Source organism: Pseudomonas sp. TH39(2020) (assembly GCF_016650715.1).
In the GTDB taxonomy this organism is placed as follows: Bacteria; Pseudomonadota; Gammaproteobacteria; order Pseudomonadales; family Pseudomonadaceae; genus Aquipseudomonas; species Aquipseudomonas mandelii_C.
Genome location: NZ_JAEKFF010000006.1, coordinates 891,520 through 911,361 on the forward strand (window position 1 = coordinate 891,520; position 19,842 = coordinate 911,361).

The following is a 19,842-nucleotide window of genomic DNA, read 5'->3' on the forward strand; positions in this document are numbered from 1 at the left end:
CTTAATTATTGTTCGCAGCGTTTGTTGCGATATCGTTTTCGGCGCTTAACTCGCGCACGGCGATATAACGTTCGCTGCGACGGGTGCGATCCAGCACCTGTCCTACCAATTGGCCACACGCGGCGTCGATGTCTTCACCGCGGGTGGTGCGTACGGTGACATTGAAGCCGGCATGGTGAAGCTGATCCTGGAAACGACGAATCGCGTTGTTACTCGGGCGCTCGTAACCGGAATGCGGGAACGGGTTGAACGGAATCAGGTTGATCTTGCACGGGATGTTCTTGAGCAACTCGATCATTTCGACCGCGTGTTCGACCTTGTCGTTGATGTCCTTGAGCAAAGTGTACTCGATGGTCAATACGCGCTTCTCGCCCAGGGACGACATGTAGCGCTGGCACGACTCGAGCAGCATCTTAAGCGGATACTTCTTGTTGATCGGCACCAATTGGTTACGCAATGCGTCGTTCGGTGCGTGCAGGGACAACGCCAGGGAGACGTCGATGTGCTTGGACAGCTCATCGATCATCGGCACCACACCCGAGGTAGACAGGGTTACGCGGCGCTTGGAGATCCCGTAGCCCAGGTCATCCATCATCAGATGCATGGCAGCCACGACGTTGTCGAAGTTCAGCAGCGGCTCACCCATGCCCATCATCACCACGTTGGTGATGGCACGGTCGGCGGTCGCCGGGATGCTGCCGAACGATTTATTGGCAATCCACACCTGGCCGATGACTTCGGCGGCGGTGAGGTTGCTATTGAAACCTTGCTTGCCGGTGGAGCAGAAACTGCAATCCAGGGCACAGCCTGCCTGGGACGAAACGCACAAAGTGCCGCGTTTGCCCTGGGGAATGTACACGGTCTCGACGCAGCTACCGGACGCCACGCGCACCACCCACTTACGGGTGCCGTCGGTGGAGATGTCCTCGCTGACCACTTCAGGACCGCGAACCTCGGCAATAACCTTGAGCTTGTCGCGCAAGGCCTTGCTGACGTTCGTCATGGCGTCGAAATCATCGACGCCAAGGTGGTGAATCCATTTCATTACCTGACCGGCACGGAAACGCTTCTCCCCGATTGAGTCGAAGAATTTTTCCATTTCCAGCTGAGTCAGACCCAGCAGGTTGGTTTTTACAGTCGATGTAGTCATGGATTCACCTTCACTCTTAAGCCAATGCTTAGCGAGTGGTTACTTCAGTAGCTGCGAAGAAGTACGAGATTTCGCGAGCAGCAGCGGCTTCGGAGTCCGAACCGTGTACAGCGTTGGCATCGATGGAGTCAGCGAAGTCAGCGCGGATGGTACCGGCTGCAGCTTCTTTAGGGTTGGTAGCGCCCATCAGCTCACGGTTCAGAGCGATAGCGTTTTCGCCTTCCAGAACCTGAACGACAACCGGACCGGAGATCATGAAAGCAACCAGGTCACCGAAGAAACCACGAGCGCTGTGCTCAGCGTAGAAGCCTTCAGCTTCAGCTTTGGACAGTTGCTTCAGTTTCGAAGCTACAACGCGCAGGCCAGCTTTTTCGAAACGAGTGGTGATCTCGCCGATAACGTTTTTTGCAACAGCGTCAGGCTTGATGATGGAGAAAGTACGTTGAACAGCCATGGTGTAACTCCAGAAACGGTAATTTGCGAAAAATTAAACCCGCGAATTATACGCGGGTTCTTTGGTATTGCCTAACTGCATACGGCGCAGACTCAGTCTGCTTCTTCGATCCAGGCGGCCTGAATGGCTTCAAGCACCTTCTCGCCACCGCGGGTCGGATCATCACTGAACTCCGGCAATGCCAGCACCCATTTGTGCAGATCGACGAAGTTCACATAATGCGGATCCACATCCGGCTTGGACTCAGCCAATTGGATCGCGATTTCCAGCACATCAACCCATTTCAGACTCATTTCAGTTCCTTGAATCAGTGCGGCGCTTCAGCCGCATGGTTGACCGAGTATTTCGGAATTTCGACGGTCAGGTCTTCAGTCCCGACGATCGCCTGACAGCCTAGACGCGATTGCGCCTCCAGACCCCAGGCACGATCAAGAAAGTCTTCTTCCAGCTCATCCGCCTCTTCCAGCGAGTCGAAACCTTCGCGGATGATGCAATGGCAGGTAGTGCAGGCGCAGACGCCGCCACAGGCGCTTTCCATCTCGATATGGTGTTCATGGGCCAGCTCGAGAATGGATATACCGGGCTCAGCTTCCACAACCATGCCGTCCGGGCAAAACTTTTCGTGTGGCAGAAAAATGACCTGCGGCATCGTTATTCCTCAATCTCATTCAGGTTGCGCCCCGCCAGCGCGGCTTTCACCGTCGAGTCCAGGCGGCGGGCAGCAAAGGCGTCGGTCACTTGCGACAGACGCTTGGTCTGCTGCTCGATGGCGTAACCATCGGTGCCTTTCATCAATTCGGTCAGCTCCTGCATCTGCAATTCGATGACCATGCGCTCTTCGGCGTCGAGCAAACGCTCGCCATCAACATCGAGGGCGCCCTGCACCGCTTCGATCAGGCGCTGGGCATCGACCTGCTGTTCACGCAACACACGAGCGACCTTGTCGTCATTGGCGTGCTGGAACGAATCCTTGAGCATCTTGGCAATTTCGCCATCCGTCAGACCGTAGGACGGCTTGACCTGGATGCTGGCCTCAACGCCCGAACCCAGTTCGCGTGCCGCGACGCTGAGCAGACCGTCGGCATCGACCTGGAAGGTCACGCGAATCTTCGCCGCACCGGCCACCATCGCCGGAATGCCGCGCAATTCGAAGCGCGCCAGGGAGCGGCAGTCGCTGATCAGCTCGCGCTCGCCCTGCAATACGTGGATCGCCATGGCCGACTGGCCATCTTTATACGTCGTGAAGTCCTGAGCGCGGGCGACAGGGATGGTGGTGTTCCGTGGAATCACCTTCTCCATCAGTCCGCCCATGGTTTCCAGCCCCAGGGACAACGGAATCACGTCAAGCAACAGCAACTCATCGCCATCGCGCTTGTTGCCAGCCAATGTATCGGCCTGGATCGCAGCACCAATGGCTACCACTTGATCCGGATCGATTTCGGTCAGCGGCTCGCGACCGAAGGCTTCTGCGACCGCTTCGCGAACGCGAGGCACACGGGTCGAACCGCCCACCATGACCACCGCATGCACTTCGCCCAGCTCGATGCCGGAATCACGCACAGCGCGGCGACAGGCTTTCAGGCTGCGGGCAACCATTGGCTCGATCAGCGCATTGAAGGCTTCACGGGTCAGCTCGGCTTTCCAGTCGCCATAAGCGACTTCAACGGTCGAGGCATTGGTCAGAGCTTCTTTGGCCGCACAAGCGGTTTGCAGCAGATTGCGTTGTGCACCCGGATCGAGGTCGGCGGACAGACCGGCGCTCTCGATGATCCAGCCAGCGATTGCATGGTCGAAGTCATCGCCGCCCAGCGCGCTGTCGCCGCCGGTAGCCAAAACCTCAAACACACCGCCGGTCAGGCGCAGAATCGAAATATCGAAGGTGCCGCCACCCAGGTCATAAATGGCAACCAGGCCTTCGGCGTGTTGATCCAGACCGTAGGCCACAGCGGCAGCGGTCGGCTCATTGAGCAGACGCAGCACATTCAGACCGGCCAGTTTGGCCGCATCCTTGGTGGCTTGACGCTGAGCATCGTCGAAATAGGCCGGAACGGTGATCACCGCGCCCACCAGTTCGCCACCCAACGTCGCTTCGGCGCGTTGACGCAGCACTTTCAGGATATCGGCGGAAACTTCGACCGGGCTTTTCGGGCCCTGAATCGTGTCGATGAACGGCATGTGCGACTCGCCGCCGACGAAGCGGTACGGCAGTTGGTCGCCCAATTGCTTGACGTCGGACAGACCACGACCCATCAAGCGCTTGACCGACAGCACGGTGTTCAAGGGATCGGTGGCGGCAGCCAGTTTGGCCGACTCGCCGACCTCGACACGATCGGCGTGATAGCGCACGGCAGACGGCAGGATGACCTGCCCGTCTGCGTCAGCCAGGGGTTCGGAAAGACCACTGCGCAATGCAGCGACCAGCGAATTGGTAGTGCCCAAGTCGATCCCCACAGCCAGACGACGCTGGTGCGGTTGAGGACTTTGGCCGGGTTCGGCGATCTGCAGTAGGGCCATCGTTATCAGGACTTATCTGTATATCAGGCGTGCGACCGGAGCGGCACTGGGTTAATCGTCGAGGCGCTCTTCTAACTGGCGCACTTCGTAGGTGAGCTTGTCGAGGAACTGCATGCGCCGCATCAGGCGCTCGGCCTGCTCGCGGTGCGCCGCATCATTCCAACAAGCCGCGAAGCTTTGGTTCAGTACATCCTGGGCGGTTTTCAGGCGACGCTTGAACACTGCAACACCGGCCAGATCGGCACTGTCCTGCAGGTCTTCGAGCTCTTCACGCAGTTCCATCTGCTGCAGAAGGAACTCCGGATCATGCACCGTGACCTCCAGCGGCAGCTCACCACCATTCAAGGCGAGCAAGTAACGCGCGCGCTTGGGTGGACTTTTGAGCGTCTGGTAGGCCTCGTTGAGGCTCGCGGATTGCTCTAGCGCCAACCGTTGCTCACGCTCGGAAGCGTCAGCAAAGCGGTCCGGATGAACACTGCGCGCCAACTCACGGTAGCGCGTAGCCAGCTGGTCGAGGTCCAGATTGAAACTCGGTTGCAGCTCAAATAAAGCGAAATGACAAGGAGTACCCACGACAAGCCTCAGATGTTGAAGCTTTCGCCGCAGCCACATTCACCGCGCACGTTGGGGTTGTTGAACTTGAAGCCTTCGTTCAACCCTTCCTTGACGAAATCGAGTTCGGTGCCGTCCAGGTAGGCCAGGCTTTTCGGGTCGATGATCACTTTCTCGCCGTGACTTTCGAACACCTGATCCTCTGCAACCACCTCGTCGACAAACTCCAGCACGTAGGCAAGGCCGGAACAGCCTGTGGTGCGAACACCCAGACGAATCCCTTCACCTTTGCCGCGCCCGTTGAGGGAGCGTCGCACGTGTTGAGCAGCCGCTTCTGTCATGCTGATAGCCATCGGTGACTCCTTACTCGTCGCCAAAACTTGAAAGTCAGATCAAGCCTTTCTTCTGCTTGTAGTCGCGAACGGCCGCTTTGATAGCGTCTTCAGCAAGTACGGAGCAGTGAATTTTTACTGGCGGCAGGGCCAGTTCTTCAGCCAGCTGAGTGTTTTTGATGGTCTCTGCTTCATCCAGAGTCTTGCCTTTCATCCACTCGGTCGCCAGGGAGCTGGAGGCGATAGCCGAACCGCAACCGTAGGTCTTGAACTTGGCGTCTTCGATGATGCCTTGCTCGTTGACCTTGATCTGCAGACGCATCACGTCGCCGCACGCTGGGGCGCCGACCATGCCGGTGCCGACATCAGGGTCTTCCGCGTCCATCTTGCCGACGTTGCGCGGGTTCTCGTAGTGGTCGATGACCTTTTCGCTGTAAGCCATGATTCTTAATCCTCACTCATCAGAGAGTCGCTCTTGAGCCCTGAAACCTGCGTTTACAGGGCCGGTTTGCGGCGACTTGAAATCAGTGTGCCGCCCACTCGATTTTCGAAATGTCGACACCGTCTTTGTACATGTCCCACAGCGGCGACAGAGTGCGCAGCTTGGTAACGGCCTCGCAGACTTTCTGCGCGGCGTAGTCGATTTCTTCTTCGGTGGTGAAACGGCCGAAGGTGAAGCGAATCGAGCTGTGTGCCAGTTCGTCGTTGCGGCCCAGGGCGCGCAGTACGTACGAAGGCTCAAGGGAAGCCGAGGTGCAGGCCGAACCGGACGAAACCGCCAGATCCTTGAGCGCCATGATCAGCGACTCGCCTTCAACGTAGTTGAAGCTCAGGTTCAGGTTGTGCGGTACGCGGGCGGTCATGCTGCCGTTGATGTACAGCTCTTCCAGGCCTTCGACCTGTTTGAAGAAGCGGTCGCTCAAGGCTTTGATGCGCACGTTCTCGGCAGCCATGTCTTCCTTGGCTACGCGGAAAGCTTCGCCCATGCCAACGATCTGGTGGGTCGCCAGGGTGCCCGAACGCATACCGCGTTCGTGACCGCCGCCGTGCATGGTCGCTTCGATGCGAACACGCGGCTTGCGGCTCACGTACAGTGCGCCGATGCCTTTAGGGCCGTAGGTTTTGTGGGCAGAGAACGACATCATGTCGACTTTCAGCTTCGACAGGTCGATGTCGACCTTGCCGGTGGACTGAGCAGCGTCGACGTGGAACAGGATGCCCTTGGAGCGGGTCAGTTCGCCGATGGCTGCGATGTCGTTGATGGTGCCGATTTCGTTGTTCACATGCATGACCGAAACCAGGATGGTGTCTTCACGCAGTGCTGCTTCGATCATGGCTGGTGTAACCAGGCCATCAGTCTGAGGCTCGAGGTAGGTCACTTCGAAACCTTCACGCTCCAGTTGGCGCATGGTGTCGAGGACAGCCTTGTGCTCAATCTTGGTGGTGATCAGGTGTTTGCCTTTGGTCGCATAGAAATGCGCCGCACCCTTGATTGCCAGGTTGTCGGACTCGGTGGCACCGGAGGTCCAGACGATCTCACGCGGGTCGGCGTTGACCAGGTCAGCGACCTGACGACGAGCGTTTTCGACGGACTCTTCAGCTTTCCAGCCGAACACGTGGGAACGGGACGCCGGGTTACCGAAGTTTCCGTCAACCAGCAGGCATTCACTCATTTTTTGCGCTACACGCGGATCAACCGGGGTGGTCGCAGAGTAATCAAGGTAAATCGGCAATTTCATGGACTATCTCCTAAATCAGGCTGGCTGGCGTGCCGCTAGCTCTTTGGCTGTCATTCGACGGCGGACGCTTCAATCTTGTCCAGGCGTGGCGCCTTGCTGTTGCAACGGCGCTGATCCTGACGCTGGGCTACTTCTTGTACCTCACGGCGAGTGACAAGGTCAGCCAAGCTGATACCGCTGAGAAATTCGTGAATCTGCAGGCTCAGATCGCACCACAAGTGGTGGGTCAGACAGGTGTCGCCTTGATGGCAATCGCCCTGGCCCTGGCATTTGGTTGCATCGACCGATTCGTTTACCGCATCGATCACCTGGGCGACCTGGATACCCTGCATGTCGCGCGACAGCTGGTAGCCACCGCCTGGACCACGGACGCTGGACACCAGATTGCTGCGGCGCAATTTGGCGAAAAGCTGTTCGAGGTAGGACAGGGAGATGCCTTGGCGCTCGGAGATATCGGCCAGGGACACCGGCCCGTGCTGCGCATGCAACGCCAGGTCAAGCATGGCGGTCACGGCGTATCGGCCTTTTGTAGTCAGTCGCATGGACAATTACCACGGAGTTCAGAATGGGGCGAGTATGCAATTCCCGAGTATTTAAGTCAACTATAAGACCTAGTACTTTAGTCAGGATTACCCGCAAAAGAGCGCGCGCATCATAGCAAAGGCTGGCGGCGTACAGCCAGCAATTGCGCGTTATCGTTCTTCGCGAGCAGGCTCGCTCCCACAGGTGACCGCATTCCAATGTGGGAGCGAGCCTGCTCGCGATGAAGTTGACTCGGTTTAGCCGGCCTGGCTCTGATCCTTGTCCTTCACACAGGCAAAGTCTTCTTCGCGCAGTTCAGGGAGATCTTTCGCACAGTAATTGCTCCCCAGGTCCTTCAGCGCCCCGCACATCCCTTCAAGTCGACCATCTACAGCCTGCAGATGATCGAGCAACTGGTTAATGGCTCGAGCCACTGGGTCCGGCATGTCTTCACCGACACCATAGGCATCAAAACCGATCTTCTCGGCCATGGCCTTACGCTTGGCATCTTGCTCATCGTCAGACTTGACGATGATCCGACCCGGAATTCCGACCACCGTCGCACCCGCCGGAACCGCCTTGGTGACCACAGCATTGGAACCGACCTTGGCGCCGGCGCCGACCGTGAACGGGCCAAGCACCTTGGCTCCCGCCCCCACCACAACCCCGTCTTCCAGAGTCGGGTGACGCTTGCCCTTGTTCCAGCTGGTGCCACCCAGGGTCACGCCCTGATAAAGAGTGACGTCATTGCCGATCTCAGCGGTTTCACCGATGACGATGCCCATGCCATGGTCGATAAAGAAGCGACGACCGACCTTGGCACCCGGATGAATTTCGATCCCGGTCAACCAGCGACCGAAGTTCGACACCAGTCGCGCCAGCCATTTCCAGCCCATGCCCCACAGGGCCGACGACAGACGATGGATCCAGATGGCGTGCATGCCCGGGTAGCACGTCAGAACTTCAAAGGCGTTGCGCGCTGCCGGGTCACGATGGAAAACACTCTGGATATCTTCACGCAAACGCTCGAACATTTTTAATCCTTCCGCTTAAGAAGCTCACCACGGGCCGCTTTCTGGGTTTCCGTGAGGATGCCACGCAATATATTCATTTCCGCCCGGCTGACCGAGCTGCGTCCGTACAACCGGCGCAGGCGCGCCATCAAGTGCCGTGGCTTTTCCGGATCGAGGAATTCAATGGCCACCAGGGTTTGCTCCAGGTGTTCATAGAATCGTTCCAGCTCATCCATGGTCGCCAGCTCACCACTTTTGGTGGACGCCACTTCATCCTTCTCGACCTTGCTCGGCTGACCTTGGGCCGCGAGCCAGGACATACGCACTTCATAGCTCAACACCTGCACCGCCGCCCCAAGGTTCAGCGAACTGAACTCAGGGTCCGATGGGATGTGCACGTGATAATGACATCGCTGCAACTCTTCATTGGTCAGGCCGGAATCTTCACGACCAAAGACCAAGGCGATCTCAGCACCCTGCGAGGCCTCTTCCACAACCTTCACTCCGCATTCGCGGGGATCGAGCAACGGCCAGGGAATGCGACGGTCACGGGCGCTGGTGCCGAGCACCAGATTGCAGCCGACCAAGGCATCTTCCAAGGTGGCGACGACTTGCGCGTTTTCAAGGATGTCACCGGCACCGGAAGCACGAGCATCGGCTTCGTGATGCGGGAACAACCGCGGTTCGACCAGCACCAGCCGCGACAGGCCCATGTTCTTCATGGCACGCGCAGCCCCGCCGATATTGCCCGGATGGCTGGTATTGACCAGGACGACACGAATGTTTTGCAGCAAGGGAGGCGCTCTCGAACACTTTAATGGGGAGCAGAATCTTACAGCTCAACCTACCGTTAAGCTATGAAAGCGAACACTGACCTTCACCTGTAGAAACTTTCTGATAGAATGCCCGGCTTTCTTTAACAACCTTAGGTGACACATCCATGCAGCCCATGCTGAATATCGCGCTGCGCGCCGCCCGCAGCGCCAGTGAATTGATCTTCCGCTCCATCGAGCGCCTGGATACCATCAAGGTCGACGAAAAAGACGCCAAGGATTACGTATCCGAGGTGGATCGCGCCGCCGAGCAGAAAATCATCGACGCGCTGCGCAAGGCCTACCCTACCCACGGCATTCTCGGTGAAGAAACCGGCATGCACCCTGGTAGTGGCGAAGGCGAAGAGTACCTGTGGATCATCGATCCGCTGGACGGCACCACCAACTTCCTGCGCGGCATTCCTCACTTCGCTGTCAGCATCGCCTGCAAATACCGCGGTCGCCTGGAACACGCTGTTGTTCTGGACCCGGTTCGCCAGGAAGAATTCACTGCCAGCCGTGGTCGTGGCGCTCAACTGAACGGTCGTCGTCTGCGCGTCAGCGGCCGCACCAGCCTGGACGGCGCCCTGCTGGGTACCGGTTTCCCGTTCCGCGATGACCAAATGGACAACCTCGACAACTACCTGGGCATGTTCCGCGCCCTGGTTGGCCAGACTGCCGGCATCCGCCGCGCCGGCTCGGCGAGCCTGGACCTGGCTTACGTAGCGGCCGGCCGTTTCGACGCATTCTGGGAGTCGGGCCTGTCCGAGTGGGACATGGCTGCAGGCGCCCTGCTGATCCAGGAAGCCGGCGGTTTGGTGAGCGACTTCACCGGCGGTCACGACTTCCTTGAGAAAGGCCACGTCGTTGCCGGTAACACCAAATGCTTCAAAGCAGTACTGACGGCCATCCAGCCGCACCTGCCAGCCTCGCTGAAACGCTAAGCGAGCAGCCACAAAAAAGCACCCTTCGGGGTGCTTTTTTTATGCCTGGAATCCGAGCTCAACAACATCACCGATCAACTGTGGGAGCGAGCCTGCTCGCGAAGCGGTGTATAAGCCACCACCATTGTCGGATGTGACGACGCCTTCGCGAGCAGGCTCGCTCCCACAGGGGATAGTTGGCGACATGAAAATCCAGGCACAAAAAAAAGCACCCCGAAGGGTGCTTCTTTTTGACTCTCAAACCTGAATATTTAGCGGTTCTCTTCGTTCTGCCCCAGGACTAGCTTGCCTTCCTTATCGACCGGAATCTGGTTGCCTGGATCGCGATCCATCCGCACCTTGCCTTCCTTGCCATCCAGTGAATAACGGACGTCATACCCTACGACCTTGTCACTGATGTCATTCACCGTATTGCAGCGAGTTTGGGTCGTGGTGTAGGTGTCACGCTCCTGCATGCCTTCTTGCACCTTGTTACCCGCATAACCGCCGCCGACCGCACCGGCCACTGTGGCGATCTTCTTGCCAGTACCGCCGCCGATCTGATTACCCAACAGACCACCAGCCAGCGCACCGACCACCGTACCGGCGATCTGGTGTTGATCTTTCACCGGCGCTTGCCGGGTTACTGCAACGTCCTTGCATACTTCACGTGGCGTCTTGATTTGTGTCTTGACCGGTTCAACGGCTAGAACTTGCGCATACTCAGGGCCGCTTTTTTTAACGAGGCTGTAGGTGGCAACAGCACCCCCGGCCGTCACACCAACAGCACCCAATACTGCACCAACCAGCATCGACTTGTTCACATGAACCTCCTGACCATCACATGCGGGACATGCCCGCGCTTCTCCCAGCCTTGGAGCATAAAAAAAGGCGCGAGTTCAACACTCGCGCCTTTTCGGCCGACAGCTGGAAAACGATAGCCGTTATGGGCGGTCGTCGACTTCCTTATCGGTAGCCACTGCAGGAATCAGATCCTCAGTGCTCAGGTTCAGCCAGATCAGCACGACGTTGGCGATGTAGATCGACGAGTAAGTACCCGCCAACACACCGATAAACAGCGCGATGGAGAAGCCGAACAGGTTATCGCCACCGAAGAACAACAGGGCCGAGATCGCCAGCAAGGTGGAGATCGACGTCGCCATGGTCCGCAGCAGGGTTTGCGTCGTCGAGATATTGATGTTCTCGATCAGGGTCGCCTTGCGCAGTACGCGGAAGTTCTCACGAACCCGGTCGAATACCACGATGGTGTCGTTGAGCGAGTAACCAATGATCGCCAGCACCGCCGCCAACACCGTCAGGTCGAAGGTGATCTGGAAGAACGACAGGATACCGATGGTCACGATCACGTCGTGAATCAACGAAACGATGGCACCGATCGCGAACTTCCACTGAAAGCGGAAAGCCAGGTAGATCAGGATGCCGCCCAACGCCATCAGCATGCCGAGGCCGCCCTGGTCGCGCAGTTCTTCACCGACCTGAGGGCCGACGAATTCGACGCGCTTGACCGTCGCCGGGTTATCGCCGCCGACCTTCAGCAGCGCTTCAGCCACTTGATGGCCCAGCTGCGGGTCTTCACCCGGCATGCGCACCAGCAAATCGGTGGTTGCACCGAAGCTCTGCACGATCGCCTCGTGATAACCCGATGTAACCAGCTGCTCACGCACCTTGGTGACATCGGCCGGACGCTCGTAGGTCAGCTCGATGAGCGTACCGCCGGTGAAGTCCAGGCCCCAGTTCATGCCCTTGGTGGCAACACTGAACAACGCCAGTGCGGTAAGGAACAATGTGACGCCGAACGCAACGTTGCGAACGCCCATGAAGTTGATTGTACGTAACATGGCAGCCCCTTAAATCCACAACTTCTTGAAGTCACGACCGCCGAAGATCAGGTTGACCATCGCGCGGGTCACCATGATGGCCGTGAACATCGAGGTAAAGATCCCGAGGGACATGGTCACTGCGAAACCTTTGACTGGACCGGTGCCCATCGCAAAGAGAATCCCGCCGACCAACAAGGTTGTCAGGTTGGCGTCGAGAATCGCGGTGAATGCCCGGCCGAAGCCTTCGTTGATTGCCCGTTGTACGGTCATGCCCGCCGCGATCTCTTCACGTATCCGCGAGAAGATCAGAACGTTGGCGTCGACAGCCATACCCATGGTCAACACGATACCGGCGATACCCGGCAGGGTCAGCGTTGCACCCAGCAGCGACATCAGGGCCAGCAGCAGCACCATGTTCACCGCCAGAGCGACGGTGGCGATGATGCCGAAGAAGCGGTAGATGGCCATGATAAACAGCGAGACAAACAGCATGCCCCACAGCGATGCATCGATACCTTTGACGATGTTGTCGGCACCCAGGCTCGGGCCAATGGTGCGCTCTTCAGCGAAGTACATCGGGGCAGCCAGACCACCGGCACGCAGCAGCAGCGCCAGTTCGGACGACTCGCCCTGGCCGTTCAGGCCAGTGATGCGGAACTGAGCACCCAGCGGCGACTGGATGGTCGCCAGGCTGATGATCTTTTTCTCTTCCTTGAACGTCTGGACCGGCACGTCTTTCTCGACGCCATTAACCACTTGCTTGACGTAAGTGGTAACCGGACGCTGCTCGATAAAGATCACTGCCATGCTGCGACCAACGTTGCTGCGAGTCGCACGACTCATCAGCTCGCCACCGTGACCATCCAGGCGGATGTTCACTTCTGGCGTGCCGTGCTCGCCGAAGCCAGCCTTGGCGTCAGTGACCTGGTCACCGGTGATGATCAAGCCACGCTCGATCTGCGCCGGCGGACGCTTGCCTTCACGGAACTCGAAGGTTTCGGAAGTGGCTTTCGAAGCACCTGGCTCAGCGGCCAGACGGAACTCAAGGTTGGCCGTCTTGCCGAGAATACGCTTGGCTTCGGCAGTGTCCTGCACGCCCGGCAGCTCAACCACGATGCGGTTGGCGCCCTGACGCTGAACGATTGGCTCGGCAACACCCAGCTCGTTGACGCGGTTCCGTACCGTGGTCAAGTTCTGCTTGATGGAGTATTCACGGATTTCCGCCAGCTTGGCCGGGGTCATCGCCAGACGCAGTACCGGTTGGCCATTGAGGTCGGCCGGAACAATGTCGAAATCGTTGAAGCTCTTGCGGATCAGCGTACGGGCTTGTTCGCGGGCTGCTTCATCAGTGAAGCCCAGCTGAATGGCACCGTTGAGTTGCGGCAGGCTGCGATAGCGCAGCTTCTCTTTACGCAACAGGCTCTTGACGTCGCCTTCGTAGACTTTCAGGCGCGCATCGAGCGCTTTGTCCATGTCCACTTCCAGCAGGAAGTGCACACCACCGGACAAGTCCAGACCCAGCTTCATCGGGTGCGCGGCCAGGCTGCGCAGCCATTGCGGGGTGGTTTGTGCCAGGTTCAGTGCAACGACGTAGTCATCACCCAATGCCTTGCGCACGACGTCCTTGGCAGGCAGCTGATCTTCAGCCTTGGTCAGACGAATCAGACCACCCTTGCCGTTGGCGGCCAAAGTGGCAGCCTTGACGTTGATCCCGGACTCCTTGAGCGCAGCGCTCACACGGTCCAGATCAGCCTGATTGACCAACAGCGCAGTGCTTGCACCGCTGACCTGAATGGCCGGGTCATCAGGATATAGATTGGGAGCGGAATAAATCAGACCGACCGCCAGCACCGCCAGGATCAGAATGTATTTCCACAGAGGGTATTTGTTCAGCATCACGCCGCCCGCTTATGACGCGGGGCGCCTTGCGCGCCCCGTCGATTGAGTAGAAGTTGAAACTTAGATCGCTTTTAGCGTGCCTTTTGGCAACGTGGCGGCGATGGCGCCTTTCTGGAACTTCATTTCGATCGTGTCGGAAACTTCCAGAACAACGAAGTCGTCTGCCACTTTAGTGATCTTGCCGGCGATACCACCGGTGGTCACAACTTCGTCGCCTTTCTGCAGGCTGCTCAGCAGGTTCTTCTGCTCTTTGGCGCGCTTGGCCTGTGGACGCCAGATCATCAGGTAGAAGATGACCAGGAAACCGACCAGGAAAATCCACTCAAAACCGCCACCCATAGGGCCGGCAGCTGCCGGTGCAGCAGCGTCAGCCATGGCATTAGAGATAAAAAAGCTCATTTAGCACTCCAGTTGCAAATGTTGAATCTTGGGGTCAGAAAACTCAGTCCAAAGGCGGAACAGGTAACCCGCGTTTGGCGTAGAAGGCATCGACAAAGGCGGCCAATGTACCCTGTTGAATAGCCTCGCGCAAACCAGCCATAAGCACCTGGTAATGGCGCAAATTGTGGATGGTATTCAACATGCTACCCAGCATTTCGCCACACTTGTCCAGATGGTGCAGATAAGCACGGGAGAAGTTCTGGCAGGTATAGCAATCGCAGGTCGGATCCAGCGGCGAATCATCATGGCGATGGAACGCGTTACGGATCTTCAGCACGCCTGTATCAATGAATAGATGCCCATTGCGGGCATTACGGGTTGGCATCACGCAATCGAACATGTCCACACCGCGGCGCACACCCTCAACCAGATCTTCCGGTTTGCCAACGCCCATAAGGTAACGAGGTTTGTCAGCCGGCATCTGACCCGGCAGGTAATCCAGCACCTTGATCATCTCGTGTTTCGGCTCGCCCACCGACAGACCGCCAATGGCCAGACCATCGAAGCCGATATTGTCGAGGCCTTCCAGGGAACGCATGCGCAAATCCTGGTGCATGCCGCCCTGAACGATGCCGAACAGTGCCGCCGTGTTGTCGCCATGGGCTTCTTTCGAACGCTTGGCCCAACGCAACGACAGCTCCATCGATACCCGCGCGACGTCTTCGTCAGCCGGGTACGGGGTGCATTCGTCGAAGATCATCACGATGTCCGAGCCCAGATCGCGCTGGACCTGCATCGACTCTTCCGGGCCCATGAACACTTTGGCGCCGTCAACCGGAGAAGCGAAGGTCACGCCCTCCTCCTTGATCTTGCGCATGGCGCCCAGGCTGAACACCTGGAAACCGCCGGAGTCAGTCAGAATCGGGCCTTTCCACTGCATGAAATCGTGCAGGTCGCCGTGCTTCTTGATCACTTCGGTGCCAGGACGCAGCCACAAGTGGAAGGTGTTGCCCAGAATGATTTCCGCGCCCGTGGCGGTGATATCCCGCGGCAACATGCCCTTGACCGTGCCGTAGGTGCCCACCGGCATGAAGGCCGGGGTTTCTACGGTACCGCGTGGAAAGGTCAAACGACCGCGACGAGCCTTGCCATCGGTGGCAAGGAGCTCAAAAGACATGCGACTGGTGCGACTCATTCTGTTTCCTCAGGGCCACGTGGCGCGGGATTACGGGTGATAAACATCGCATCACCGTAGCTGAAAAAGCGGTATTCATGCTCCACGGCGGCTTTATAAGCGGCCATGGCTTCGGGATAACCGGCGAACGCCGAAACCAGCATCAACAGCGTGGATTCGGGCAAATGAAAGTTGGTGACCAGGGCATCGACCACATGAAACGGGCGGCCCGGGTAGATAAAGATGTCAGTGTCGCCACTGAACGGCTTGAGCACGCCATCGCGCGCGGCGCTTTCCAGGGAACGCACGCTGGTGGTCCCCACGGCCACCACGCGACCACCGCGAGCGCGGCAGGCCTCGACGGCATCGACCACGCCCTGACCGACTTCCAGCCACTCGCTGTGCATGTGGTGGTCTTCGATCTTCTCGACGCGCACCGGCTGGAACGTGCCCGCACCGACGTGCAAGGTCACGAATGCAGTCTCAACGCCCTTGGCAGCAATCGCCTCCATCAGCGGCTGATCGAAATGCAGCCCCGCCGTCGGCGCCGCTACCGCACCCAAACGCTCGGCGTAGACCGTCTGATAACGCTCGCGGTCCGAACCTTCATCCGGGCGGTCTATATAAGGAGGCAACGGCATGTGCCCGACGCGGTCGAGCAGCGGCAACACCTCTTCGGCGAACCCCAGCTCAAACAACGCGTCATGGCGCGCCAGCATCTCGGCTTCGCCACCGCCATCAATCAGGATCTTAGAACCCGGCTTCGGCGACTTGCTGGAACGCACATGGGCCAGCACGCGATGACTGTCCAGCACCCGCTCCACCAGGATTTCCAGCTTGCCGCCGGAAGCCTTCTGGCCAAAAAGCCGCGCCGGAATCACCCGGGTATTGTTGAACACCATCAAATCGCCCGGGCGCAAATGCTCGAGCAAATCAGTGAATTGACGGTGTGCCAGGGCGCCGCTGACCCCATCAAGGGTCAACAGGCGACTGTTGCGACGCTCGGCCAAAGGATGGCGGGCGATCAGCAAATCAGGGAGCTCGAAGGTAAAGTCAGCAACGCGCATGATGGGGTTCGTCTAGCAGGGCCGGGAAGTCTAGCGGAAATATCAAAAATTCTCCATGTACCTGATTGACCGACGGTTATCTCATCTCTATACTTCGCCGCCATTGAGCCCTGATGGCGGAATTGGTAGACGCGGCGGATTCAAAATCCGTTTTCGCAAGAAGTGGGAGTTCGAGTCTCCCTCGGGGCACCATGTACATATATCCAGCGGTCCCTACCAGACCCTGGAAAGCAGATAAACCGGCCCTTACGCCGGTTTTTTTGTGCCTGCGATTCCCGAGCACTCCCTTGCCAGCCCAACGTTATGTGAGTAGATTCGTGAGTAGATGAGTTTGGTCTAGAAATCTACTCACACATCGACGGGTACTCACTCCCGCCAGCGCTAGCGCTGAGGGGATTGCCGTGGCACTCACCGATACAGCCGCTCGAACAGCGAAACCGCGCGAAAAGCTTTACCGCATGGCAGATGCGGCGGGCCTGTGCCTCGAAGTAACACCTAGCGGTTCAAAGCTATGGCGATTCCGATATCGCTTCGGCGGCAAAGCTAAAATGATGGGGTTGGGCGCTTATCCCACCGTCACTCTCGCCAAGGCCAGGGAGCGCCGCGAAGAGGCCCGTCGCCTGCTGGCCAACGGCATAGATCCCACCGCCCACAAGCAAGCTGAAAAAACCGCTCAATCCGCCCTCGCTCATACTTTCGAGGAGTTGGCACGCGAGTGGTACGCCTACAACTCACCCCGCTGGGCCACCTCCACAGCAGCCAAGGCGCTGCAATATATGGAGGCTGACATTCTCCCCGTTATCGGCCAGCGCCCGGTCAAAGAAGTCACACGCCCCGAACTGGTCGCCTTGGTGCGCAAGGTCGAGAAGCGCGGTGCGCTCAACGTCGCCGGAAAAATTCGCCAGTGGTTAAGTCAGATTTTTCGCTACGGTCTCGCCAAGGGCTCAGTGGAGTCGAACCCTGCTACCGACTTGGATGTGGTCGCAGCAATCGCGCCACGAACCAAAAATCACCCACACGTCCCCCTCTCGGAAATCCCTATTCTTCTGGACAAGCTCGATGCTGCCAACTGCGATGTCATGACCCGCATCGCTGTGCGCTTGCTTCTATTGACGGGCGTACGCCCTGGAGAACTGCGCCACGCACCTTGGTGCGAGATCGATCTGGAGTCAGCCACCTGGACGATACCGGCAGCCCGCATGAAGGCCCGTCGACCGCATGTCGTCCCACTCCCCCACCAGGCGGTGACCAGCCTCCTGGAGCTCAAGGAGATCACCGGCAGTTACCCCATCGCATTCCCGGGCCGGAACAACCGGGAACGCCCTCAATCCGAAAACACCGTTAACAAGGCACTTCACCAGATTGGCTATGAAGGTCGGCAGACCGGCCACGGATTTCGCCATCTGCTCAGTACCGAGTTAAACAGCCGCGGTTACAACCGGGACTGGATCGAGCGCCAGCTCGCCCACGGCGACCAGGATGAAATTCGCGATACCTACAACCACGCCCACTACCTCGAGCAGCGCCGGCAAATGATGCAAGCCTGGGCTGATTCGATTGATGCACTTTGTGCTGGCGTAAACGTGGTGAACATCAAGCGCAAGGCATGACAGCTTTGGCTGGCCTCGTCTATGTGGTGAAAACCGATCCCCATCTGCCTCGCTCGCCGATCCATTTAATACCGGAGCGACTAAGGAGCACACAACAATGGCTAAAATCCACAAAATAGGAGACTTGGCAGCGTGGTTCAATCCCGACCACTACCTATCTGCCAAAACATTGAGTGCTGCGGAGATGTACAGACAACTTCATCAAAAAGAAAGCATGTTATTCGTTTTGAAAACGAGCAAAGATAAGAATCATGTGCAGGCGGAGGCATACGCTAAGAGATTTTCTGTAATGATTAAATACGTAAGGGGAGTAGATGTAAAACACGCACTCATTCCTGATTTTTACGGTTGGGCCGGGTATGAGCGATATCTGGCAAATGAAAAGCGCGGTGTCGCTTTCATGACAATGAGAGATTTGTATAACCACGCGATTAACACACCAGGCTACGAACACCAACCCGAAAAACTGTTTGTTGACAGCTTTAAACTCTTGTCAGAAAACCTCCCTATGAGCATGTATGATGATCCTCCGCTGCTAATCTCCGGCTGGAAGGAAAATAGCCATGAACGATATGTCCCTCTCCTCCTAGATAAAATAGTACCTGACGTGCAATTGAAGGCGGGTTTCGCGGTAAAGCTTCCAGAGATCCGAGCCGCAACAAAACACGATCAAAAGGAAATACAATTTTACAGTCCTAGTTTGGAGAGCCTGGCGCGCTATGGCGTTTTGCAATATTTGGATTTGTGGATCTGGCAACTGGAAACAGGCATCAAAATCCCTCGCGGCCTAATGATTCTCGCAATTGGCCAGAACTGCACCAATGACCGTCTTCGTACCACTATTAAATGGGCCAAAAAATTAATGGATAACGGCTTAGGCGATCTTCTGGCACAGGCCGCCACTGAGTCCACCGCAAACACACCCAAATCTGGAAAACTGAACGTGGACTAATTTTCTGGTAATTTTCGACCACTGAAACCTGCCACCAAATAATTAGCAACGTGTGTAATCGTAGCCATGCCCAGCCAACCTCAGGAGGTGCTCGGAATGGCTACTCAAGAACCCCGCCGCTTTATCCGCATCAAAGAAGTTCTGTCGATCACCTCGTTGAGTCAATCGGAGCTCTATCGCCGAATCAAGACCGGCACTTTTCCGGCCCAAGTGAAGTTGGCGCCAGGCCATTCGGCTTGGGTGCAGTCCGAGGTTGACACGTGGGTGACCGAGCGCATCGCCGCATCACGCACCGAGGCGGCGTGATGATTACCCAATCGATCACTCGTGCCCTTTTGGTCCAGTTATGCCCATGCCCCGGACTGGGCACGACTGAAAGCGCAGCGGCACGACTGGCGGAAATGGACGGATTGATACCACTGACGTTCATCACTCGACTTCGAGCTAGGGGCGAGAAGGCTTCGGCCCCGCCGATTTCCTTAATAACCAGTATTCCAAGCCCACACCACGCCGTCATCCAATCCCGTAGGAAGGCCGCTAGCGCTTCCTTTAACCGAGGAGTCTCAGCGATGCAGATCTTCCACGTCCAAAATCCATCGGCAAACGTGGGTGAAGTAGCCATGCACCGCGCAATGGCCATCGTCGCCCTTCGCGCCAACGCCTCAGTGTCTGCCCGCCTCGCCCGTTATAACAGCCATATGGCAGCTGCCCGCAGTCTGGCGCTGACAGCGGCACGTAATGAAGACCTCGAAACGCCTGAGTTCCGTCCGCCATCAACCAGCCAAGACGCTGGAGGGCGCCCCTGATGTGCGCCATCTCCAGATCAACGAATCATCAGGCTAATGGGCAACCCCATCGCAAGCCTGGGTGAGCCATCGCCCCCCCTGATTGATGCGGGATCAGCATT

The 19,842-nt window shown here is 57.7% G+C and carries 23 protein-coding genes and 1 tRNA gene; 6 read left to right on the forward strand and 18 right to left on the reverse strand.

Translation table 11 applies throughout. The annotated features are described in order from the left end of the window. Nucleotide 1: 1 nt before the first annotated feature. From rlmN to trmJ, 12 genes are all read right to left on the reverse strand, one after another. Complete coding sequence (gene rlmN, locus JFU47_RS12060) at nucleotides 2-1,150, reverse strand: 23S rRNA (adenine(2503)-C(2))-methyltransferase RlmN (protein ID WP_008147747.1); 1,149 nt, start codon at nucleotides 1,148-1,150, stop codon at nucleotides 2-4. Between the two features lie 28 nt (nucleotides 1,151-1,178). Beyond that, nucleotides 1,179-1,604, reverse strand: coding sequence for a nucleoside-diphosphate kinase (gene ndk, locus JFU47_RS12065; protein ID WP_007916882.1), 426 nt, complete (start codon nucleotides 1,602-1,604; stop codon nucleotides 1,179-1,181). Nucleotides 1,605-1,696: 92 nt separating this feature from the next. Beyond that, complete coding sequence (iscX, locus tag JFU47_RS12070) at nucleotides 1,697-1,897, reverse strand: Fe-S cluster assembly protein IscX (RefSeq protein ID WP_123368318.1); 201 nt, start codon at nucleotides 1,895-1,897, stop codon at nucleotides 1,697-1,699. Between the two features lie 14 nt (nucleotides 1,898-1,911). Continuing rightward, nucleotides 1,912-2,253, reverse strand: coding sequence for an ISC system 2Fe-2S type ferredoxin (gene fdx, locus JFU47_RS12075; RefSeq protein ID WP_201183164.1), 342 nt, complete (start codon nucleotides 2,251-2,253; stop codon nucleotides 1,912-1,914). A gap of 2 nt (nucleotides 2,254-2,255) precedes the next feature. Next, nucleotides 2,256-4,118, reverse strand: coding sequence for a Fe-S protein assembly chaperone HscA (gene hscA, locus JFU47_RS12080; RefSeq protein ID WP_201183166.1), 1,863 nt, complete (start codon nucleotides 4,116-4,118; stop codon nucleotides 2,256-2,258). Between the two features lie 51 nt (nucleotides 4,119-4,169). Continuing rightward, nucleotides 4,170-4,691, reverse strand: coding sequence for a co-chaperone HscB (gene hscB / locus JFU47_RS12085; RefSeq protein ID WP_123368315.1), 522 nt, complete (start codon nucleotides 4,689-4,691; stop codon nucleotides 4,170-4,172). 8 nt (nucleotides 4,692-4,699) lie between these two features. Next, entirely contained in the window at nucleotides 4,700-5,023 is a 324-nt protein-coding gene (gene iscA / locus JFU47_RS12090; RefSeq protein WP_007903589.1) for an iron-sulfur cluster assembly protein IscA, read from the reverse strand. A gap of 34 nt (nucleotides 5,024-5,057) precedes the next feature. Continuing rightward, on the reverse strand, nucleotides 5,058-5,444 hold the full coding sequence (gene iscU / locus JFU47_RS12095) for a Fe-S cluster assembly scaffold IscU (protein ID WP_003443374.1): 387 nt from the start codon (nucleotides 5,442-5,444) through the stop codon (nucleotides 5,058-5,060). Between the two features lie 82 nt (nucleotides 5,445-5,526). Next, nucleotides 5,527-6,741 (reverse strand): IscS subfamily cysteine desulfurase, encoded by a 1,215-nt coding sequence (locus tag JFU47_RS12100; protein WP_201183168.1) that lies wholly within the window; start codon nucleotides 6,739-6,741, stop codon nucleotides 5,527-5,529. Nucleotides 6,742-6,791: 50 nt separating this feature from the next. Next, nucleotides 6,792-7,283: a Fe-S cluster assembly transcriptional regulator IscR gene (gene iscR / locus JFU47_RS12105; protein WP_007903581.1), complete on the reverse strand. Its 492-nt coding sequence runs from the start codon at nucleotides 7,281-7,283 to the stop codon at nucleotides 6,792-6,794. Nucleotides 7,284-7,520: 237 nt separating this feature from the next. Further along, nucleotides 7,521-8,297 (reverse strand): serine O-acetyltransferase, encoded by a 777-nt coding sequence (gene cysE, locus JFU47_RS12110; protein ID WP_140683978.1) that lies wholly within the window; start codon nucleotides 8,295-8,297, stop codon nucleotides 7,521-7,523. A gap of 2 nt (nucleotides 8,298-8,299) precedes the next feature. After that, nucleotides 8,300-9,070, reverse strand: coding sequence for a tRNA (cytosine(32)/uridine(32)-2'-O)-methyltransferase TrmJ (gene trmJ / locus JFU47_RS12115; protein ID WP_140683976.1), 771 nt, complete (start codon nucleotides 9,068-9,070; stop codon nucleotides 8,300-8,302). Between the two features lie 146 nt (nucleotides 9,071-9,216). On the opposite strand from trmJ, the gene suhB reads away from it, so the two are divergent. Continuing rightward, the gene (gene suhB / locus JFU47_RS12120; protein ID WP_008147729.1) at nucleotides 9,217-10,032 is read left to right on the forward strand and encodes a type III secretion system regulator SuhB; all 816 of its coding nucleotides are present in this window, start codon (nucleotides 9,217-9,219) and stop codon (nucleotides 10,030-10,032) included. A gap of 251 nt (nucleotides 10,033-10,283) precedes the next feature. On the opposite strand, the gene JFU47_RS12125 is transcribed toward suhB, so the two are convergent. The 6 genes from JFU47_RS12125 to queA form a co-directional block, all read right to left on the reverse strand. Next, complete coding sequence (locus tag JFU47_RS12125; protein ID WP_123368311.1) at nucleotides 10,284-10,835, reverse strand: glycine zipper 2TM domain-containing protein; 552 nt, start codon at nucleotides 10,833-10,835, stop codon at nucleotides 10,284-10,286. Between the two features lie 120 nt (nucleotides 10,836-10,955). After that, complete coding sequence (secF, locus tag JFU47_RS12130; protein ID WP_201183170.1) at nucleotides 10,956-11,870, reverse strand: protein translocase subunit SecF; 915 nt, start codon at nucleotides 11,868-11,870, stop codon at nucleotides 10,956-10,958. Between the two features lie 9 nt (nucleotides 11,871-11,879). Next, nucleotides 11,880-13,748, reverse strand: coding sequence for a protein translocase subunit SecD (gene secD / locus JFU47_RS12135; RefSeq protein WP_123368310.1), 1,869 nt, complete (start codon nucleotides 13,746-13,748; stop codon nucleotides 11,880-11,882). A gap of 63 nt (nucleotides 13,749-13,811) precedes the next feature. After that, on the reverse strand, nucleotides 13,812-14,150 hold the full coding sequence (yajC, locus tag JFU47_RS12140; RefSeq protein WP_111450288.1) for a preprotein translocase subunit YajC: 339 nt from the start codon (nucleotides 14,148-14,150) through the stop codon (nucleotides 13,812-13,814). 43 nt (nucleotides 14,151-14,193) lie between these two features. Further along, on the reverse strand, nucleotides 14,194-15,309 hold the full coding sequence (gene tgt / locus JFU47_RS12145) for a tRNA guanosine(34) transglycosylase Tgt (protein ID WP_161990833.1): 1,116 nt from the start codon (nucleotides 15,307-15,309) through the stop codon (nucleotides 14,194-14,196). 14 nt (nucleotides 15,310-15,323) lie between these two features. Then, entirely contained in the window at nucleotides 15,324-16,373 is a 1,050-nt protein-coding gene (gene queA / locus JFU47_RS12150) for a tRNA preQ1(34) S-adenosylmethionine ribosyltransferase-isomerase QueA (protein ID WP_201183172.1), read from the reverse strand. Nucleotides 16,374-16,480: 107 nt separating this feature from the next. On the opposite strand from queA, the gene JFU47_RS12155 reads away from it, so the two are divergent. From JFU47_RS12155 to JFU47_RS12175, 5 genes are all read left to right on the forward strand, one after another. Then, nucleotides 16,481-16,565 (forward strand) — tRNA-Leu (locus JFU47_RS12155). Between the two features lie 209 nt (nucleotides 16,566-16,774). Then, nucleotides 16,775-17,983, forward strand: a complete 1,209-nt coding sequence (locus tag JFU47_RS12160) for an integrase arm-type DNA-binding domain-containing protein (RefSeq protein WP_201183174.1) — start codon at nucleotides 16,775-16,777, stop codon at nucleotides 17,981-17,983. A gap of 97 nt (nucleotides 17,984-18,080) precedes the next feature. Further along, entirely contained in the window at nucleotides 18,081-18,935 is an 855-nt protein-coding gene (locus tag JFU47_RS12165; RefSeq protein WP_201183176.1) for a DUF6387 family protein, read from the forward strand. 96 nt (nucleotides 18,936-19,031) lie between these two features. Then, nucleotides 19,032-19,241: a helix-turn-helix transcriptional regulator gene (locus tag JFU47_RS12170; RefSeq protein ID WP_150616285.1), complete on the forward strand. Its 210-nt coding sequence runs from the start codon at nucleotides 19,032-19,034 to the stop codon at nucleotides 19,239-19,241. 263 nt (nucleotides 19,242-19,504) lie between these two features. After that, a complete protein-coding gene (locus JFU47_RS12175; RefSeq protein WP_201185288.1) occupies nucleotides 19,505-19,741 on the forward strand; it encodes a hypothetical protein in 237 nt (78 codons plus the stop codon). Nucleotides 19,742-19,842 lie beyond the last annotated feature (101 nt).

Bases quoted from the DNA above. Each gene is read 5' to 3' on its own strand.
- hscA (WP_201183166.1), bottom strand. From the start codon at position 4,118: ATGGCCCTACTGCAGATCGCCGAACCCGGCCAAAGTCCTCAACCGCAC.
- iscU (WP_003443374.1), bottom strand. From the start codon at position 5,444: ATGGCTTACAGCGAAAAGGTCATCGACCACTACGAGAACCCGCGCAAC.
- iscR (WP_007903581.1), bottom strand. From the start codon at position 7,283: ATGCGACTGACTACAAAAGGCCGATACGCCGTGACCGCCATGCTTGAC.
- cysE (WP_140683978.1), bottom strand. From the start codon at position 8,297: ATGTTCGAGCGTTTGCGTGAAGATATCCAGAGTGTTTTCCATCGTGAC.
- JFU47_RS12170 (WP_150616285.1), top strand. From the start codon at position 19,032: ATGGCTACTCAAGAACCCCGCCGCTTTATCCGCATCAAAGAAGTTCTG.
- JFU47_RS12100 (WP_201183168.1), bottom strand. From the start codon at position 6,741: ATGAAATTGCCGATTTACCTTGATTACTCTGCGACCACCCCGGTTGAT.
- suhB (WP_008147729.1), top strand. From the start codon at position 9,217: ATGCAGCCCATGCTGAATATCGCGCTGCGCGCCGCCCGCAGCGCCAGT.
- iscA (WP_007903589.1), bottom strand. From the start codon at position 5,023: ATGGCTATCAGCATGACAGAAGCGGCTGCTCAACACGTGCGACGCTCC.
- yajC (WP_111450288.1), bottom strand. From the start codon at position 14,150: ATGAGCTTTTTTATCTCTAATGCCATGGCTGACGCTGCTGCACCGGCA.
- queA (WP_201183172.1), bottom strand. From the start codon at position 16,373: ATGCGCGTTGCTGACTTTACCTTCGAGCTCCCTGATTTGCTGATCGCC.
- secF (WP_201183170.1), bottom strand. From the start codon at position 11,870: ATGTTACGTACAATCAACTTCATGGGCGTTCGCAACGTTGCGTTCGGC.
- JFU47_RS12175 (WP_201185288.1), top strand. From the start codon at position 19,505: ATGCAGATCTTCCACGTCCAAAATCCATCGGCAAACGTGGGTGAAGTA.
- tgt (WP_161990833.1), bottom strand. From the start codon at position 15,309: ATGTCTTTTGAGCTCCTTGCCACCGATGGCAAGGCTCGTCGCGGTCGT.
- rlmN (WP_008147747.1), bottom strand. From the start codon at position 1,150: ATGACTACATCGACTGTAAAAACCAACCTGCTGGGTCTGACTCAGCTG.
- iscX (WP_123368318.1), bottom strand. From the start codon at position 1,897: ATGAGTCTGAAATGGGTTGATGTGCTGGAAATCGCGATCCAATTGGCT.
- ndk (WP_007916882.1), bottom strand. From the start codon at position 1,604: ATGGCTGTTCAACGTACTTTCTCCATCATCAAGCCTGACGCTGTTGCA.
- fdx (WP_201183164.1), bottom strand. From the start codon at position 2,253: ATGCCGCAGGTCATTTTTCTGCCACACGAAAAGTTTTGCCCGGACGGC.
- JFU47_RS12165 (WP_201183176.1), top strand. From the start codon at position 18,081: ATGGCTAAAATCCACAAAATAGGAGACTTGGCAGCGTGGTTCAATCCC.
- secD (WP_123368310.1), bottom strand. From the start codon at position 13,748: ATGCTGAACAAATACCCTCTGTGGAAATACATTCTGATCCTGGCGGTG.